This is a genomic window from Imperialibacter roseus (genome assembly GCF_032999765.1).
GTDB lineage: Bacteria > Bacteroidota > Bacteroidia > Cytophagales > Cyclobacteriaceae > Imperialibacter > Imperialibacter roseus.
Genome location: NZ_CP136051.1, coordinates 1,835,752 through 1,851,867, shown reverse-complemented (window position 1 = coordinate 1,851,867; position 16,116 = coordinate 1,835,752). Strand labels below are relative to the sequence as shown.

Annotated in this window: 17 protein-coding genes; 12 read left to right on the top strand and 5 right to left on the bottom strand. The window is 48.4% G+C overall.

Annotated elements, in window-relative coordinates; translation table 11 throughout:
* Positions 1–191 precede the first annotated feature (191 nt).
* The 10 genes from RT717_RS08005 to RT717_RS07960 all read left to right on the top strand — a co-directional run bounded on the left by RT717_RS08005 (position 192) and on the right by RT717_RS07960 (position 9,064).
* Complete coding sequence (locus RT717_RS08005) at positions 192–1,802, top strand: capsule assembly Wzi family protein (RefSeq protein ID WP_317491214.1); 1,611 nt, start codon at positions 192–194, stop codon at positions 1,800–1,802.
* Between the two features lie 85 nt (positions 1,803–1,887).
* Positions 1,888–2,289 (top strand): hypothetical protein, encoded by a 402-nt coding sequence (locus RT717_RS08000; RefSeq protein ID WP_317491213.1) that lies wholly within the window; start codon positions 1,888–1,890, stop codon positions 2,287–2,289.
* A gap of 161 nt (positions 2,290–2,450) precedes the next feature.
* Complete coding sequence (locus tag RT717_RS07995) at positions 2,451–3,668, top strand: aminotransferase class I/II-fold pyridoxal phosphate-dependent enzyme (RefSeq protein WP_317491212.1); 1,218 nt, start codon at positions 2,451–2,453, stop codon at positions 3,666–3,668.
* Positions 3,665–4,627, top strand: coding sequence for an NAD-dependent epimerase/dehydratase family protein (locus RT717_RS07990; RefSeq protein WP_317491211.1), 963 nt, complete (start codon positions 3,665–3,667; stop codon positions 4,625–4,627). Before RT717_RS07995 ends, RT717_RS07990 begins: the two co-directional genes overlap by 4 nt.
* A gap of 3 nt (positions 4,628–4,630) precedes the next feature.
* Entirely contained in the window at positions 4,631–5,761 is a 1,131-nt protein-coding gene (locus RT717_RS07985) for a hypothetical protein (protein WP_317491210.1), read from the top strand.
* Entirely contained in the window at positions 5,758–6,531 is a 774-nt protein-coding gene (locus RT717_RS07980; protein ID WP_317491209.1) for an SDR family NAD(P)-dependent oxidoreductase, read from the top strand. The genes RT717_RS07985 and RT717_RS07980 overlap by 4 nt, the downstream gene beginning before the upstream one ends.
* Positions 6,528–6,992, top strand: a complete 465-nt coding sequence (locus RT717_RS07975) for a 3-hydroxyacyl-ACP dehydratase FabZ family protein (RefSeq protein WP_317491208.1) — start codon at positions 6,528–6,530, stop codon at positions 6,990–6,992. Before RT717_RS07980 ends, RT717_RS07975 begins: the two co-directional genes overlap by 4 nt.
* On the top strand, positions 6,979–8,259 hold the full coding sequence (locus tag RT717_RS07970; protein ID WP_317491207.1) for a beta-ketoacyl-[acyl-carrier-protein] synthase family protein: 1,281 nt from the start codon (positions 6,979–6,981) through the stop codon (positions 8,257–8,259). The genes RT717_RS07975 and RT717_RS07970 overlap by 14 nt, the downstream gene beginning before the upstream one ends.
* Before the next feature lie 20 nt (positions 8,260–8,279).
* Entirely contained in the window at positions 8,280–8,534 is a 255-nt protein-coding gene (locus RT717_RS07965; protein ID WP_317491206.1) for an acyl carrier protein, read from the top strand.
* A complete protein-coding gene (locus RT717_RS07960; RefSeq protein ID WP_317491205.1) occupies positions 8,531–9,064 on the top strand; it encodes a 4'-phosphopantetheinyl transferase family protein in 534 nt (177 codons plus the stop codon). The genes RT717_RS07965 and RT717_RS07960 overlap by 4 nt, the downstream gene beginning before the upstream one ends.
* A 199-nt stretch (positions 9,065–9,263) precedes the next feature.
* Here the strand turns inward: RT717_RS07960 and RT717_RS07955 are convergent, their stop codons facing one another.
* The 5 genes from RT717_RS07955 to RT717_RS07935 all read right to left on the bottom strand — a co-directional run bounded on the left by RT717_RS07955 (position 9,264) and on the right by RT717_RS07935 (position 14,837).
* Complete coding sequence (locus RT717_RS07955; protein WP_317491204.1) at positions 9,264–11,474, bottom strand: DUF6851 domain-containing protein; 2,211 nt, start codon at positions 11,472–11,474, stop codon at positions 9,264–9,266.
* A gap of 90 nt (positions 11,475–11,564) precedes the next feature.
* Positions 11,565–12,566, bottom strand: a complete 1,002-nt coding sequence (locus RT717_RS07950; protein ID WP_317491203.1) for an isoaspartyl peptidase/L-asparaginase family protein — start codon at positions 12,564–12,566, stop codon at positions 11,565–11,567.
* 436 nt (positions 12,567–13,002) lie between these two features.
* Positions 13,003–13,746, bottom strand: coding sequence for a molybdopterin-dependent oxidoreductase (locus tag RT717_RS07945; RefSeq protein ID WP_317491202.1), 744 nt, complete (start codon positions 13,744–13,746; stop codon positions 13,003–13,005).
* Between the two features lie 10 nt (positions 13,747–13,756).
* Positions 13,757–14,521 (bottom strand): cytochrome b/b6 domain-containing protein, encoded by a 765-nt coding sequence (locus tag RT717_RS07940; RefSeq protein WP_317491201.1) that lies wholly within the window; start codon positions 14,519–14,521, stop codon positions 13,757–13,759.
* Complete coding sequence (locus tag RT717_RS07935; protein ID WP_317491200.1) at positions 14,505–14,837, bottom strand: hypothetical protein; 333 nt, start codon at positions 14,835–14,837, stop codon at positions 14,505–14,507. The genes RT717_RS07940 and RT717_RS07935 overlap by 17 nt, the downstream gene beginning before the upstream one ends.
* A 147-nt stretch (positions 14,838–14,984) precedes the next feature.
* Between RT717_RS07935 and RT717_RS07930 the strand changes: the two genes are divergently transcribed.
* Together RT717_RS07930 and RT717_RS07925 are read left to right on the top strand one after the other, a co-directional pair.
* Positions 14,985–15,383: an addiction module antidote protein gene (locus RT717_RS07930; protein ID WP_317491199.1), complete on the top strand. Its 399-nt coding sequence runs from the start codon at positions 14,985–14,987 to the stop codon at positions 15,381–15,383.
* Between the two features lie 89 nt (positions 15,384–15,472).
* On the top strand, positions 15,473–16,027 hold the full coding sequence (locus tag RT717_RS07925) for a hypothetical protein (RefSeq protein ID WP_317491198.1): 555 nt from the start codon (positions 15,473–15,475) through the stop codon (positions 16,025–16,027).
* Positions 16,028–16,116: the final 89 nt, after the last annotated feature.

The following is a 16,116-nucleotide window of genomic DNA, read 5'->3' as shown; positions in this document are numbered from 1 at the left end:
AGATTACCTTAAAAAAATAAGGTGAATTTCATAAATTTTAAACGCTCATTATTGCTTATAAATTGCTACGTTTGAGAACATATTCAGGAACCATGGTTGTCAAAAAAATTGCCAAAAAAGTCCAGTAACCAAACAAATTACACCTAAGTAACCCTGCATTTTACCAAGCTATACCTTAAGCTAAACGACACATGAATAAAGGAAAAACCTGCCTCTTTTCACTTTTCATTCTATTTTCCTCCAGCCTTTTTGGTCAGGTACTCCAGCCAGGCACGCTGGATTTTGAGTACCATAGGCTACTCCTCTTAAAAAATGATTTCGACAAGGAGGCCATCGGTACCTTTCCTTCCATTATTACAGACTTCGCTCCTGACAGCTCCCTTACCTGGAACCCATGGAATAACTACCTGGTACCTTCAACCAGTTCGGACAAATTTTCTGTGGTCGATCCCTCTTTCGGCACTTTATTCAATTCTACCGCACCCCGAAGCTACAACGACGGCGTTGTTTGGAATGGAAAAGGGCTTAATTCATGGTTTACTACCGGTGTGATGGGCAAACTTCCTACCGGCGAAAATGGGTACTTTAGCTACACCTTGTCGCCCATTGTGCATTATAGTCAGAACGCTGCCATCGATATCCCGCAACCTATTTACAACAAAAGTCAATATTCGTACCCTTTCTACGAAAGGCTGGACCAGGTGGAACGGTATGGAGACGAAAGCCTTTTCAAGATTGATCCGGGGCAGTCTGAGGTCAAATACGTTTACCGGGGCATTGCAGCGGGTTTCACTACCCAAAATGAAGTTTGGGGGCCAGCCACCTTCAACCCCATTCTAATGAGTCAGCAGGCGGCGGGCATACCACGATTCAACCTTGGTTTCAACAGGCCTGTAGATACAAAAATCGGACGACTGGAGGGCAAAGCTTTCTGGGGCATGCTGAAGGAATCCGATTATTATGACAGCAATCCCAACAATAACCACCGTTACATCACCGGCTTCACCGGCGGCTATGCGCCAAGCTTCGTTAAGGGATTGAACCTGGGGCTCCATCGGGTCATGTACCGGCTTTGGGAAAGAAGCAGCATGGGAGCGAAAGATGTTTTTGCAGCTTTTGCGCATACTTCAAGGCAATACGACACCCCGTTAAACGGCATCATCACCAACGATGAATACGACCAAATGGCATCTGCGACCATCCGCTGGAATCGTCCGGAACTGGGGCTGGAGATCTACACCGAGTATGCGAGAAATGACTTTCCGGGAAACTTTAAGGAATTTGGCCGCAACCCTGATCGCTCATCCGCCTTTGTGCTTGGTATCACCGAGGCTTTTGAACTCAGCAACGGAAATACCGTTAAGCTCCACTACGAAAACACCAAACTCAGCGCCAACCAGCTCCAGATTGTCAGCATATTCTCGTCGCCTACCTATTATGTGCACTACTCCATCGCTCATGGCTATACCCAAAACGGCCAAATCATTGGTGCAGGCATAGGCCCCGGCTCAAATACGAATGTGCTCCAGGCGCAGTATTTCACCCCCAAGAGCATGTTCGGCCTCACGGCACAGGCAATAAGGTTCAATGATGACTACATTCTCAGAGAGTATGCCGGGGCCTTGAAATACCCATCGGAGTTTGAATTTGCTTACTCGGCCAAATACTACCGGCTGTTTGACCAGTTCACAGTTGAAGCCCAGCTACAGTATGCAAAACACTACCACCGCTATTTTGTTGACGGCATCAGCGATAGAAATTTCCAGGCATTAATAAACCTCAGGTATCGCATTAACAATTAATAAGATAGCGCTAAGAACTCCTTTTTTGCCAGCGCCAAAATAGTTTGGCACTTCGTATGCTTGTATGTTTTCATAAATTTGAATTATGAAAATATTTTCTTTTGTCTTTTTCTGCCTGATCTCTCAGCTCGTTTTCTCACAACCACCGCAGGCGGCAAAGGGTCATTTTATACGGTTTTATAAGGCAGACAACCAGGTGAAGGTATACTTAAATGACTCCCTACTATTCACCAGCAAAGTGTTTGACGGCAACCCAGACCTTAGCCTTGACGTGGATTTGGCGCCGCACCTGGCCAAAGGCCGGAACACTATAAAAGTTGAGCTTTATAATGGGTACGAAAACAACGATTACAAGGAAGACCGGCATTGGGAGATCAGGTACGAGCTTTTTGAGAACGAGCAGAGTATTGACTACATGCACCAGTTTTCGAGCAATGGGGCGGCAGGGCTGGCCTTTGAATACAAACATGAAATTTATAAAAAGTAAGAGTAAATACTTTTTGCTAACTTTGAGCCTGCACCCTTAAATGAACATTCTTCTGATTATAAATGCAGTTTATTCTCGTTCTCCCAACACCCTTTGATTGGAAGATGTAGGTTAATTGTGTTACTTCACAGGCCCAGCCGTGACAATGTTTGTTGTAGACTATGAATGACAAATTGAGAAAACGTACGAGTACTTACCAGGAGCCTCAAAAGGTAAAAAGACTTGGTCAGTATCCTTTCTTCCGCCCTATTGAGTCAGAGCAGGGCACAGAAGTAACCATCGACGGTCATCAGGTGCTTATGTTCGGATCGAACAGCTACCTGGGCCTGACTAACCACCCCAAAGTAATGGAAGCCTCGGCGGCGGCCATAAAAAAGTATGGTACCGGCTGTGCGGGTTCAAGGTTTTTGAACGGCACACTCGATCTCCATGTGGAGCTTGAGAACAGGCTGGCGAAGTTCCTGAATAAAGAAGCGGTATTGGTTTACACCACGGGCTTTCAGGTAAATCTGGGGGTTATCCCCTGCCTCACCACCAAAGAAGACACCATCATTCTCGATGAGTTTGACCATGCCTCCATCATAGAGGGCAGCAGATTGTCGTTTGCCAGAAAGCTGAAATTCAGGCACAACGACATGGACGCACTGGAGAAAAAACTCCAGATGTGCGATGATTCGCAACTGAAACTCATCGTTGTCGACGGTGTGTTCAGCATGGAAGGTGACATTGCCAACCTGCCTGAAATTGTGCGGCTGGCCAACAAATACGGAGCCACCATTATGACCGATTGCGCCCACGCCATTGGTGTGCTGGGGAAAAACGGTGCCGGCACCTCCAGCCATTTCGGTCTCGACAATGAAGTCGATCTCATTGGCGGTACTTTCAGCAAGTCGCTGGCATCTATTGGCGGTTTTGTGGCCTCAGACGCCGACACCATCAACTACCTGAAGCACCACTCCAGGGCCCTCATCTTCAGTGCCAGCATGCCAGCTTCTACAGTGGCATCGGTGCTTGCCGTGCTGGACTTGCTCGAAAGCGACGATTCCCTGATAGCCAAGCTGTGGGAAAACACACACCATGCTCACAGACTTTTCAGAGATTACGGTATAGATATTGGCAAGACAGAAACGCCCATCATACCTATCTACGTCCGAAATTTCATGAAGACGTTTGAGCTCACTACCGAACTCTTCAAAGCTGGGCTTTTCGTCAATCCTGTTATTCCACCAGCTGTAGGCCCCGAAGACACCATGATACGCTTTAGCCTGATGGCGTCTCACTCCAAAGAACAAATTGATATTGCAGTCGAAAAAATCTACAACACCATGAAAAAGCTTGGCATCGAAACGTTGCAGGACAAGAACATGGCTGCCCATTGAAAGTCCTCGTCATAGGAGCCAGTGGCTTCATCGGAACCCATATCGTAAAATACGCTGTTAGTCAAAAGCATCAGGTAGTGGCTGGTGTGCGGAAGTCGTCGGACACCAGCCAGCTGCAAAATCTGCAGGTTCCTTCTACCGTTTTCAGCTACCACTCCGGAGAGTTGCTGCAAAAAGAAATGGAGGAGTTGAAACAACTCTATGGCACTTTCGACCTCATCATCCATAACGCAGGGCTCACAAAGGCCTTCGATCCTAAAAAGCTCTTCGAAACGAATCAGGTGCTCACTGTAAAGTTTGCAAAGCTGATTGAAAAGCAAGGGCTGCTCTCAGCAAAAGGCAAGCTTGTCTATGTATCCTCCCTGGCCGCCAGAGGCCCCTCCGGTGTGTTAAAGCCTGTAACAAACTATGGTCGAAGCAAGCTATTGGCTGAAGAGCAACTTTTGGAAATGTCGCTCCCGTTAGTCATTGTCAGGCCCACCGCCGTATTCGGGCCTGGGGATGCTGCCTTCCTCAAGCTGTTCAAGGCCATCAAAATGAACATTGCTCCCCTGCTTGCGAAGCCAACGCAGCAGCTATCGTTCATTTTTGCCAGGGACCTGGCGAGGCTGCTGGTGGACTACGCCCCTGCCCAGCCGGACAACACCATTATTGCAGCTACAGATGGGAAAAACTACGCTCCCGGCGAGTTGTACAGCAGCATTGGGAATAGCATTGGGAAAAATCCGGTTACTATCCGCATCCCCTCTTTTATCATGATGCCTTACGCTCATGCCAATGAGTTTTTTGCCAGGATTTTTAAGGGGCAGCCAGTGCTTACGCCCGAAAAGATGAATGAGCTTACTGCCGACTGGGCAATTACAGAAGAAGATGTCACGCCAAAAGATTTTATTTTCACATCTTTGGGTGATGCGTTGAAAGAATCTGCCGAGCATTACAGACAAAACGGCCTTCTGTAAATTATGTCGATTGAAATTAGGGAAGTAAAAACCTCCAAAGATTTAAAAGCGTTCATAAAGTTCCCCTTCAGGCTTTATAAAAACCATCCTTATTGGGTACCACCGCTCGTTCAGTTTGAAGAAAGCACACTCAGTAAAGACAAAAACCCTGCATTTGAGTACTGCTCCGCTGCCTATTTTCTGGCTTACAAAGGAGACGAGATTGCCGGACGGATTGCGGGCATTCTCCACGGCACAGAGCTGCAGGAAAAGGCCCTGGTGAGATTTGGCTGGGTAGACTTTATTGACGACAGGGAAGTATCAAAAAAGCTCATCGAAGCTGTTGAGGATTGGGCCAAATCAAAAAATGTAAAGGCCATTCACGGACCAATGGGCTTTACCGATCTTGACTTTGAAGGCACCCTCATTGACGGATTTGAAGAAATAGCCACACAGGCTACCATCTATAATTACCCTTATTACAAAGAGCATTTTGAAGCCCTGGGGTTTGAAAAGGCATGTGATTGGGTGGAAGCCAGGGGCGCTGTGCCCAGGGAAATCCCAAGAAGGCTAAAAAGAACTGCCGAAATTGTTGAAGGCCGCTTCAAATTCAAGGTAAAGGAGTTCAAGACCAATAAGGAAATGTTGGTTTACGCTAATAGCATCTTCGAAATTTTGAATGAATCGTATGCCGACCTGTACGGCTACTACCCACTTACTCAAGCCCAGATTGACTACTACGTTAAGCTGTATTTTGACCTCGTGAGAAAAGAGTATGTGAGCGTGGTTGTGAATGACAAAGACAAGGCGATTGGTTTTGCCATTTGCTTTCCCTCCTTTTCGAAGGCGTTTCAAAAAGCAAAAGGTTCACTCTTTCCATTTGGCTTTTATCACGTGCTGAAAGATTTTTATTTTAACAAAACCCTCGACATGTTTCTCATTGGGGTGAGGCCCGAATATCAAAAGCTTGGGGCAAATGTTCTTATCTTTAGAAGCATGTTAGATAATTTCATTAAAACAGGTGCTACCGACGTAATGACGGGCCCCATGCTCGAAGAAAATTTCAATGTCCTTAATCTGTGGAACGACTACACCGGAGAGGGTAACCGGCTTGCCATCCGCAGAAGGTGTTTCATTAAACCGATACAGGCATGAGCAAATGGGCATTGATCTTAGGAGGTTCGTCAGGGATAGGTCTGGCTACTGCCCGGAAGTTGGGCAAAAGTGGTTGGAACCTGCTTGTGGCCCACAGAGATCGTCGCTCGGTGCTGGGCGATATCGAAGCTGCATTTAATGAAATCCGGGAATCAGGCGCCCAGCTAATCTCTTTCAACTTTGACGCCACCAGCCAGGAGAAAATCGACGAACACCTGCCACAGTTCAGAAAGGCCCTGGGTGATGCTAATATCGGCCTGATGCTTCATTCGGTTTCCCGGGGCAACCTGAAGCCATTTGTTTCAAAAGACGGCCCGGAACTTAACCTCCAGGACTTGCAGCTGACAATTGACGCCATGGCCCTCAATGTGTTTACCTGGGCCCGCACTCTTTTGAAAAACGACTTCTTTGCCAAACCTGCCCGAATTATCACACTTACTTCCATGGGGAACGACCGGGTATGGGAAGGCTACGGCGCCATTGCGCTGGCAAAATCAACACTCGAAACTTTGAGCAGATACCTGGCTGTGGAACTGGCCCCGCACAGCATCAGAGTAAATACAATACAGGCAGGCGTAACGCTCACACCCTCCTTGAAAATGATCCCCTCCTACGAAAAGATGATCGAGTTGGTCACCAAAAACAACCCGATGGGCAGAATGACGACGCCTGAAGATGTGGCAAATGCCATTTACCTCCTATCTTTGGATGAAGCTAACTGGATCAACGGAAGCACCATTCATGTGGATGGGGGCGAGCACCTACTATGAGCGAACTCTTTGCAGCCATTATTCAAAAACTACCCTACAGCCCACCTTTTTTGTTTGTGGATGAAATACTCAGTGCCGACGAAAACTCCATTAAAGGAACCTATAAGCTAAAAAAGGATGAATTTTTCTACCGGGGTCATTTTCCCGGCAACCCTGTCACTCCCGGAGTCATCATCACCGAAGTGATGGCACAAATTGGCCTGGTTTGTTTTGGCATGTACCTAAACAGCACCAGCAGCCCTGATGGGATGGATGGAAAGGTGCCTGTTTTCACCTCCTCCTGCGTCGATTTCTATTCGCCAGCCTACCCTGAGCAAACACTTGAGGTGACTTCCTCCAAAATTTATTATAGATTCGGTAAGTTGAAGTGCCGGATTGAATGCCACAACAGAGACTCTAAGCAGCTGATTTGCAAGGGCGATCTCTCTGGCTTACTAGTGAATAAAAATGAGCTTAAATAGAAGAGTAGTTATCACAGGACTTGGCGTTGTGGCGCCGAATGCCACAGGGAAAGAAGCTTTTGAGCAAGCCTTGCGAGGCATGAAGTCAGGCATTACCTGGATACCTACTTTGGCCGAGCACAACCTGGGTTGTCAAATCGCTGGTGAACCCGAAGTGTCAGAGGAGTACAAGCTCAGTCTTCTCCCTCAGCTCCTCAACAAAATGCTCGACAACCATGGCGTGATCTACGGCTGCCTGTCGGGCCTGGAAGCCTGGAAAGATGCAGGCCTTACTATTGATTATGAAAAATTTGATCCTGAACTAGGCATCGTGTACGGAGGTGGTGCACTGAGTATGGACGAAAGCATAGGGCCCCGCTTCGACCTGGTGAATGCCGGACAAGTGAGGAAGCTGGGCACCAAAACCATCACTCAGTCAATGAACAGCGGCGTGAGCGCCTACCTCAACGGCATGCTGGGGGCAGGCAACCGGGTCATGTCGAACTCTTCTGCCTGCAGCACCGGCACCGAAGCCGCCATCATGGGTTATGAGCTTATTAAAAGTGGCAAAGCGAAGCGGATGCTGTGTGGCAGCTCGGAAGGCAAAGGAAAGTATATCTGGGGAGCCTTCGATTCCATGCGTGTGCTTTGCAGAGACTCCAACGACAATCCGACATTTGGCTCAAGGCCCATGAGCAGCACGTCGTCGGGGTTTGTGCCCGGCGCAGGAGCCGGGGCGCTGGTGCTTGAAGAACTCGACACAGCCCTTGCCAGAGGCGCCCGGATTTATGCGGAGATTCTCGGCGGCGACGTCAACTCAGGCGGACAAAGAATGGGCGGATCCATGACAGCCCCTAACTCCGCCGCCGTGCAGGCTTGCATCAAAAATGCCATCAAAGAAGCTGGAATTACACCTGAGTCTATCGACCTCATTTCTGGTCACCTCACTTCCACTATGGCCGACCCAATTGAGCTCAACAACTGGGTGGAAGCGCTCAATGTTCCGGCCGCCGATTTCCCTTTGGTAAATGCCACCAAATCAATGATTGGACACTGCATTGCAGGCGCAGGCTCAATCGAGCTGGTGGGGTGTGCCCTTCAAATGCACGGCAACTTTGTGCATGGCAACCTCAATATTGAGGAGCTTCACCCGGAGATTTTGAAGATCATTCCGGCCGAGAAAATCCCGTCCGTTACTGTGGAATCCAACCTCAACATTGTGGCTAAAGCCAACTTTGGCTTTGGGGACGTGAATAGTTGTATTATTTTGCGGAAGTTTTCCTCGTAAAAACCTTACCAACCACCCGTATGACCAAAGATGAGATCAAAGCAGAAATCAAAGGTGTTATTGAACCCTACGTGATTCAAAAAGAGTTACTGGACAACCTCTCCGACGAAATACAACTCATTGGTGATCTTAAAATTAACTCTGCCCACGTGGTGGATATCGTGCTTGATATTGAGGAGAAGTACGATATCACTATCGACGATGAGTCTATCAACAAGATGAATACGATTGGTGAGGCCATTGAAGTGATCCTGGAAAAAATGAAAAAGGATTGATTGGAGTTGACATTGTTGACCTGACAGACCAACTTCTCAAACCCCGTTCCCGAAGAGAAATAAGGTTTATTTCGCATCCCAACGACCATTGCCCGAAAGGCACCGACGAAGAAACAAACTACTGGCTGCTCTGGGCTGCCAAAGAAGCAATATTTAAGGCCGAAAGATCAGACAAGGCGTTTTCTCCCAGGCAAATCGAAGTAGTTTATTCTGAAACAGAGGGTGACAGGCTGCGCTACCGTGGGAAATGGCTGAATGAAATCAACGGCTATTCCGTCCTGAAAAAAGACAGCATCTTCTCTGTGGCGGCGACGGCAAATATAGCAGCGGTGAAATGGAAGACCTTCATGCTGAACACGCCAAATCAATCTCAGGAACTTCGTGATTGCTTTCAAAGAGAAATGGGTCCAGGTTATCAAGTGTTATCGGATGCGGCAGGTTTGCCGACGATAAAACACGATGGTACCACCACACCAGCAAGTGTCAGCCACCACCACCATTTGGGCATTGTGGCCTGGATGGAAAGCTAGAAGACAAATTACGGATCAAGTGTAAAATACGGGGGCTTAACCCTTAACCGCAATACCCCGACTGGTGATAAAAAAGCAAAAGGTCCAAGCCTAACCCGGCCGGGCGAGACGCATTGAACCAGTTTTGCTTTTTTATTTGACCACACACCAAACATTCAACCCCCAAGAATGCAGATTGGTCTCAAACTACCCCTCCGCCTTACTCAATAATGACCTTGTGGATTTCCGAAGAGTTGCCGGAATTGATGCGCAGCAGATAAAACCCAGGCTTCAAACCCGCAACATCAAGATCGAGGGTTTTCCCGGCCCATGCAGCCGAAAGCTCGCTGGCGGCGACGGATGCCCCCTCCATGGTAATAAGCTCAGCCCGAGCATGCGACATACGATTGTTAAATGACAGCGTCAGGGCGTTTCCCTGCGGCACAGGGTTCGGGTACACCGTCACCTGGCTTTTCAACAGCTGGTGCTCCTTCATGCCAGTAGTGACACCGTCAAAAAACCTGTTGGCAAAGTTAAAAGCATCAATTCCTATTTCATGCCCCATCATTCGCCCACGAATATCATCCATAGGCGGGTGAATGCCTCCCCAAATCCTAGACAGGCTGCATTGGTCGGAAGCATCCTGGTACCTGGCCCACTGCAGCACTACATCGGCGCTTGGACCTTCTTCAAACACCAGAAACTCATTTTTCTCGGCATCAAATTCACCCATCCCACCTGGAAAGTATTCACTGCCCGTTAGCAGAGACAGTACTTCAGCTGCGGCCCTTGAATAGGTGCTATGCCCTGAAACATAGCCTGCAAAGGGCGGCGTAACGAACGACGGTCGCTGATAAGGCCACCAGTAGTCCGCCAGGATCCAGTCAACACCTGCGTCGGTCGTGGCCGGATCGAATACATACTGGGGCCCCTTCCACGCCTTCAATTTTATTTTGCCAACATTTTCTCTGTTCGGGCCGGCCAAAGGGTCACCAGCTTTGACTGACTCTATAAGTCCGTCATACAACTTAAACCCACCGGGATCATACCTCGGCAGCTTGGGATCGGAGGACTGGCCAACGCCGGACAACCAGCGAATAGCAGACACAGGCCTGATATAATCGTAGTATCCTTTTACACTCCAGGCGGCAATGGCTACATCGTGCATGGTGCCCCCAAGGATAAAATAGGCTTTGATATCCCATTCGAGGTCGTCCAAAACCTCTCCCTGACCCATGAACTTCTTCACCAGTTGCGGATGATCGTTTACATAGTTGAGAATCACAAACCAATGCCCCGGTGGTGTTTCAGAGCTGGGTCCATCGGCCCAGAACTCCGCCAATACCCTCGTATAATCTCCCCTGGCCACCATTTGAGGCTGGTAAGGCTGCTCTGTTACTGGGTTCACATCATAGCCCTTGCTAATATCTCCCCCGTTGGAAAGATCATAGAAGGCCGGATAGTCTTCGATCTTTTTAGGAAGCTCGGCGTAATCTATGTTGCCAAGGGAGGCGGGAGAAATGTCCCACATAACGCCATCCGATGGATCGAGGTGAGACGACCAGGCAGCCACCAAACTAAATGTCCAGACATAGGCAGCCATGGCCTCCTTATCATCCTCGTCATAATAAACGGGTGGCCCCGGGTCGTGATACACCAAATACTCATGACCATCTCTCTTATGTGGTGTATAATGAAGCGCATTCATCGAAAAAGGAGTGACGTCACCCCACTCAGGGCTCAAAAACGGGATGGTGGTGCCGGGAATAGGGTTACCGCCCTGATCGATAAATGCACCAAGCTCCAGCGACTGCCAGCGATTGGGGTCTTTCAAATTAGGATTTCCCGGCATCAATGGATTCAATGCCTTATCGTTAAGGGGGGTATAATACTGATTGGCATACAAATTCGCTTCGTTGGAGCCATCCTGCAAACCAAACTGAATCACTTTTTCGGCTATATAATTACCAAGCGCCGCCGGAGAGCCGGTTGAGTAGTCGGTGGATGTAAACGAAAGCGAATAACCTCTTTCCTGCATCTGCTGATAAGCGATCAGGAAAATATTCTGGGCACCGGGAGAAACGGCGAAACGATGACTAATAAGCCTGTAGGCTGCGTAGCTAATAGCCTCCTCCTGAGCAGCCCTTCGGTCTTCAGGCACCTGGATACCATCATAGGGAAAATAAAAGTCTCCGTGATACCTCCCCAGAAAGTAGAGCTCTGCCTTCTCATCATAGGCCGCCCAGGCATCGTACATGGCGGCGGAGATGTGAAAAAGATTGCGGGCATGAACAGTAGGCCGGGCAAAGTCATTCCTCACCGCCTCAAGCAGCACTTCATTCCACTTCCGGGCAATAGAGTGGTCATTTTGTCTGGCGAATGTGCTGGCCCCTGTCATCCAAATAGCCAGTAAAAAAATAATGTGTTTCATCTTATGCAACGACACTTTTGTGCCAAAATAGGTTGCCTGATTAATAGAAAATTACCTCAGTAAATTACCTTATCAACAAGTCAAATGATATTAATACTTACTCACTGCGTCAATCAGCGTATTGCCGTTGTTATTGTACACGGCAAAGTTGAAGCCTTTATGTATCGCATAGGAACCATAATTACCATACTTATCCAGCGCCAGAAAGCCCACCTGCAGGTCGGCGACTGAAGGATGCTTGGCGGCGATGCGCTCTACAATAGCTTTGCAAGCATCACCAGGACTCATCCCATTGCGCATCAGCTCCACTACCATGGCGCTACCAGCGACTCTGATCACCGCTTCCCCAAGTCCGGTAGCACAAGCGCCACCCACTTCCCCATCCAGAAAGAGACCAGCACCGATGATAGGCGAGTCGCCAATACGTCCGTGCATTTTCCAGGCTGCCCCGCTGGTGGTGCAAGCGCCTGCTAGTCGGCCCTGGCTATCCAGCGCCAGCATGCTGATGGTATCGTGGTTTTCTATATTAATGACTGGCTTGTATTCTGCCGTTTCCAGCCATTTCTCGTAAGCCTCCTTCGACTTTTCCGTTAGAAGGTTTTTCCTTTCAAATCCCTGCTCCACCGCAAAACGCTGAGCGCCCTCTCCTACCAGCATGATATGGGGGGTCTCCTCCATCACCTTGCGGGCTACCGAAATCGGGTTTTCTATCTCTTCCAAAAAAGCGACAGAACCACAACGGCTGTCATAGTCCATGATGCAGGCATCCAGCGACACCACCCCATCCCTGTCGGGAAAGCCACCCAGGCCAACCGTCTGCACCTCAGGATCTGACTCCACTACCCGCACCCCTGCCTCTACCGCATCGAGGCTGCTACCGCCCTGACTCAGCAACTCCCAGGCCTTTTCATTGGCGGGCATGCCATGCGCCCAGGTAGCGATCACGATGGGCTTTGTGCCTGTGGTGGACGGGTCTGACCCGGCACCCTGCTTCTGTTCACCTTCACTGGCACATGCCGCCAGTGACGAAACGCCTAATACACCTGCACCAAGGGCAGACTTGCGGATAAAATCTCTTCTGCTAGAGGACATAGGAATCGGATTTGCGTTGAAGGCTTGAAAGTAGTGAAATTTTGGGATTGCAGAGGATGGATTGTGGATTGACGGCGTCATGAGCTGACACGTTACTGCTAACCCCAATCCCGCAAGGGTCTCCCTTGTGGGTTTCTTATATCGGCGTCCCGCCGCTACAATTAATCGCCAATAGAAATCATCGGATAACTCAAGTTCCCTAATCGACCTAGTTTCTGACAATCCCCCTTGTTTGTAACGACGTGGCATGAAATAGACGCTTCTGGCACATCTCCGCTGAGCTCAGGGTTTAGCAGAAACGCCGTTTTGGGCCACTGGCATCATCCGACAGATTCCCACGGTCGTATTGGAATCGGTTCTGCGAATTCAATGATTTACTCCCTCGGAATGACGGTTGTTATGGGGTTTCACTGGTTCAGCCCCTTTCTCTGTCATTCTAAATCCCCACATACCAGGCCCATCCGGTGTCGCCCGGATCGACAAACTCGTCAGTTACCACAATTCGCTGAAGGTACTTCATGCTTTTGTAGCCAATCTGCTTTTCCACTCTGAGGCGAACCGGGGCTCCGTGAGGAATTGAAAGGGCTTTTCCATTCATGCCATAAGCCAAAATCGTCTGCGGATGGAAAGCATCCAGCATGTCGATGCTGTCCTCCCATCCGTCATAAGAATAGAAGTTAATGAAGCGGGCTCCTGGCAATATCCCTGCATGTTCGAGCACGCTGCTTAACGGTACGCCAGTCCATTCACCAATAGCCGTCCACCCTTCTTCGCACGTGTGTCGGGTGATCTGCGTGCGGGAAGCAAACCGCTGAAGATCTTGCAACGAGTACTGCCCAGCATTTGTCACACTTCCCTCCACCGACAATCGCCAGTTGGCAAATAGCCCGCTCTTGAGGCGTTCATACTCTTCGCTGTAGTATTCTTTTGAGCTATCAGCCGGATTGATAGTGCCCGTAGCTGGAAACGATGAGATTTCGCCAAAGCTGTACTCTTTCGCCAGAGATTGTCCCGGTAACAGGGTTCGCTGGGCATTGTAGGTCAACGCATCTCCCATGCGCAGCAGACTGCCATAAGTAGGTGGCGACGTTTTGGAACATCCAGGCAACAAAAGAGCCCCCAGAGCGGAGGCGCTTACTGCAAGGGCTTTTCTTCTGGTAATGATGTCTTTCCTTTTCATATTACTCATATCACTTTCCCAGGGTCATGTAACGTATTTGCTGTGTAAACCCAGTTTTGATAATCATGGCCAAATGCATGAACAGAAACAACTCAAGGGTTAGCGAAGTAAAAAAGTGAATAGTACGGGCCGACTGATAGCCGCCAAACACCTTTAGCAGGAAAGGATAAGCCGCAGTGATGGCTGGCGACATGGTAAGGCCCGTGACCACTGCCAGGGGCAAGGCAACAAATATAACCATCATGTAAGCGAGCTTCTGTAGTAAACCATAGTGAGGCCCACCAGTAGCCGGAGCAATCTGCATGCGCAGGTGGTCCTTCACATCCCTCCAAACCGACGCAGCCGTCAGCTCCTTTCTTTTTGGCCAGATATGGTTTCGGAAATGGCCACTAAAAACCCCGATCAGCAGGTAAATCACTCCAGGCACGATCAACAGCCAGGCAGCCAGGAAATGAAGGCTTCGCCCCCATCCATTTTGGTTAAACATTAACTCATCGGACGTACGTGCGGCACTAACCGGCGACTCATCCGAATCAAAGAAAGGCTTACTTTCCTCCCAGGTATCCCGTTGATGGTTCCGGCTAATGGGTAGCTCCAGCAGTGCCGGCGTTAATTCGTTGCCAACTTCTCCCCAATAGAGTCTTGGGTGCACCATGAGTATCTCGAAGCCGGAAAAAGCCAGCAGCAGAAAGCTAACTGTTACTATCCAATGCGAGACTTTTACCCATCTTCGGTGTGACACTGCCTCGGAAGTTGACTCAGTAATAGAACTCATTGTTGATGGTCGTAAGGGTACCCGCCAACCAAGTTACGATTTTGTGGGAAATGTTTGTAGGGGCAGCGTTACAGTGGCTCAGGGGGGATGGCTCCTGTGCTGGCGTATTAGAGTAGGGTGACTGCCGCCTTACACACACGGCTTCGTACGTTCCGACTGAAACGAAATGTAGGTAGAAGAACTCATTCAGTAGCACATCCTCCCTCACCACATCAACGTCATGCTTGTCCACCGAAACAAAGTGTAGGTGTAGTCGATGGCGAGGAACGAGCGAGACGTCCCCCTGATGATGGCAGCTGTTTCCTGGCTTTTTCAATTGTTAGATAATATGGAAGAATGGTACTGATAATAGAGAATATTGGTCGGTATTCTTTTGTTGTGAGGTACCTTACCCCATTCAACATTTCTATTTGGCAGCAATTGGAAAAGTGTATCCAAGTGAATACATTTACGTATGTATTCTGTGGAAAAGACCAACGAATTCGACAAGTGGTTAAAGAAGCTAAAAGATAATCGTGCAAAACCCGGCAATTATGGGAAGAGTACAAAAAGTCATTTTAGGAATATGAAGAAAATGAAGACAACAAAATTCGATATCGCCGAATATTTAGATGACGACGATATGATCGCAGAATATCTAAACAACGTACTAGAGGAAGGCGAAACATCGGACATAATTGCCGCCCTTGGACATGTAGCAAAAGCTCAGGGAATGTCAAAAATTGCTGCGGAAACAGGCTTGAGTCGCCCTAGTTTGTACAAGGCACTCTCACATGGATCAAAACCTCAATTTGAAACGATACTAAAAGTTCTTAGGGCTGTGGGCGGACATCTGAATGTGAAAACTATTCAGCCGCAGTGAAAGCATCACAACAGCTAACTTTTAGCATAAACGGAGCGGCATAAAACTCCCACACCCCTATCAGACGCTTTCTCAAAAACCAGGCAAACATGAATCTGAAATCTGACACCCATTTACTCACCTCAATAGCATTACTGACAGTTTTATCAAGCTTCGCTTTAGGCAAATGGTTTCTTTTTGAAGACAAAGAATTTGGATTCAAAATTGAGTTCCCGGAGGAACCAACAGCAACGCCACAAATGATAGATTCAGAGATAGGCCAATTGAAAATGAATATCGTCATGTACGATGCTTCTGAAAAAGGAAATGACGACAATCTGCTTTATATGACGAATGTTACAGAATACCCTGACTCCCTGATAAATTCAGATAGAACGGATATTTTAGATAAGTTCTTCAGAGGCGCCATTGACGGAGCTGTAAATAATGTGAAAGGAAAGTTGCTAACGGAAGAAGTCAAAAACCTGGCTGATTATCCTGGCAGAGAAATTACAGTAGACTATGGCCAAGGAATGGCAATCATCAGAATGAGGCTTTTTCTGATAAACAACAGGGCATACATGTTGCAAACCATTACAGAAACAGGCAAAAGCAACAATGAATCTATACATCGCTTTATGGACTCTTTTGAGCTTTTAAAATAAAGGTGCTAAGCGACAGCCACGTACATTTATACTTTCTACTCTTGAATCCAGTGCCAGACCAGGGGGATTTCTCTCCGCCGGTTAGCGGA

Coding starts and splice junctions, on each gene's coding strand:
- RT717_RS08005 (WP_317491214.1), top strand. CDS start 192: ATGAATAAAGGAAAAACCTGCCTCTTTTCACTTTTCATTCTATTTTCC.
- RT717_RS08000 (WP_317491213.1), top strand. CDS start 1,888: ATGAAAATATTTTCTTTTGTCTTTTTCTGCCTGATCTCTCAGCTCGTT.
- RT717_RS07995 (WP_317491212.1), top strand. CDS start 2,451: ATGAATGACAAATTGAGAAAACGTACGAGTACTTACCAGGAGCCTCAA.
- RT717_RS07985 (WP_317491210.1), top strand. CDS start 4,631: ATGTCGATTGAAATTAGGGAAGTAAAAACCTCCAAAGATTTAAAAGCG.
- RT717_RS07980 (WP_317491209.1), top strand. CDS start 5,758: ATGAGCAAATGGGCATTGATCTTAGGAGGTTCGTCAGGGATAGGTCTG.
- RT717_RS07975 (WP_317491208.1), top strand. CDS start 6,528: ATGAGCGAACTCTTTGCAGCCATTATTCAAAAACTACCCTACAGCCCA.
- RT717_RS07970 (WP_317491207.1), top strand. CDS start 6,979: ATGAGCTTAAATAGAAGAGTAGTTATCACAGGACTTGGCGTTGTGGCG.
- RT717_RS07965 (WP_317491206.1), top strand. CDS start 8,280: ATGACCAAAGATGAGATCAAAGCAGAAATCAAAGGTGTTATTGAACCC.
- RT717_RS07955 (WP_317491204.1), bottom strand. CDS start 11,474: ATGAAACACATTATTTTTTTACTGGCTATTTGGATGACAGGGGCCAGC.
- RT717_RS07950 (WP_317491203.1), bottom strand. CDS start 12,566: ATGTCCTCTAGCAGAAGAGATTTTATCCGCAAGTCTGCCCTTGGTGCA.
- RT717_RS07945 (WP_317491202.1), bottom strand. CDS start 13,746: ATGAAAAGGAAAGACATCATTACCAGAAGAAAAGCCCTTGCAGTAAGC.
- RT717_RS07940 (WP_317491201.1), bottom strand. CDS start 14,521: ATGAGTTCTATTACTGAGTCAACTTCCGAGGCAGTGTCACACCGAAGA.
- RT717_RS07925 (WP_317491198.1), top strand. CDS start 15,473: ATGAATCTGAAATCTGACACCCATTTACTCACCTCAATAGCATTACTG.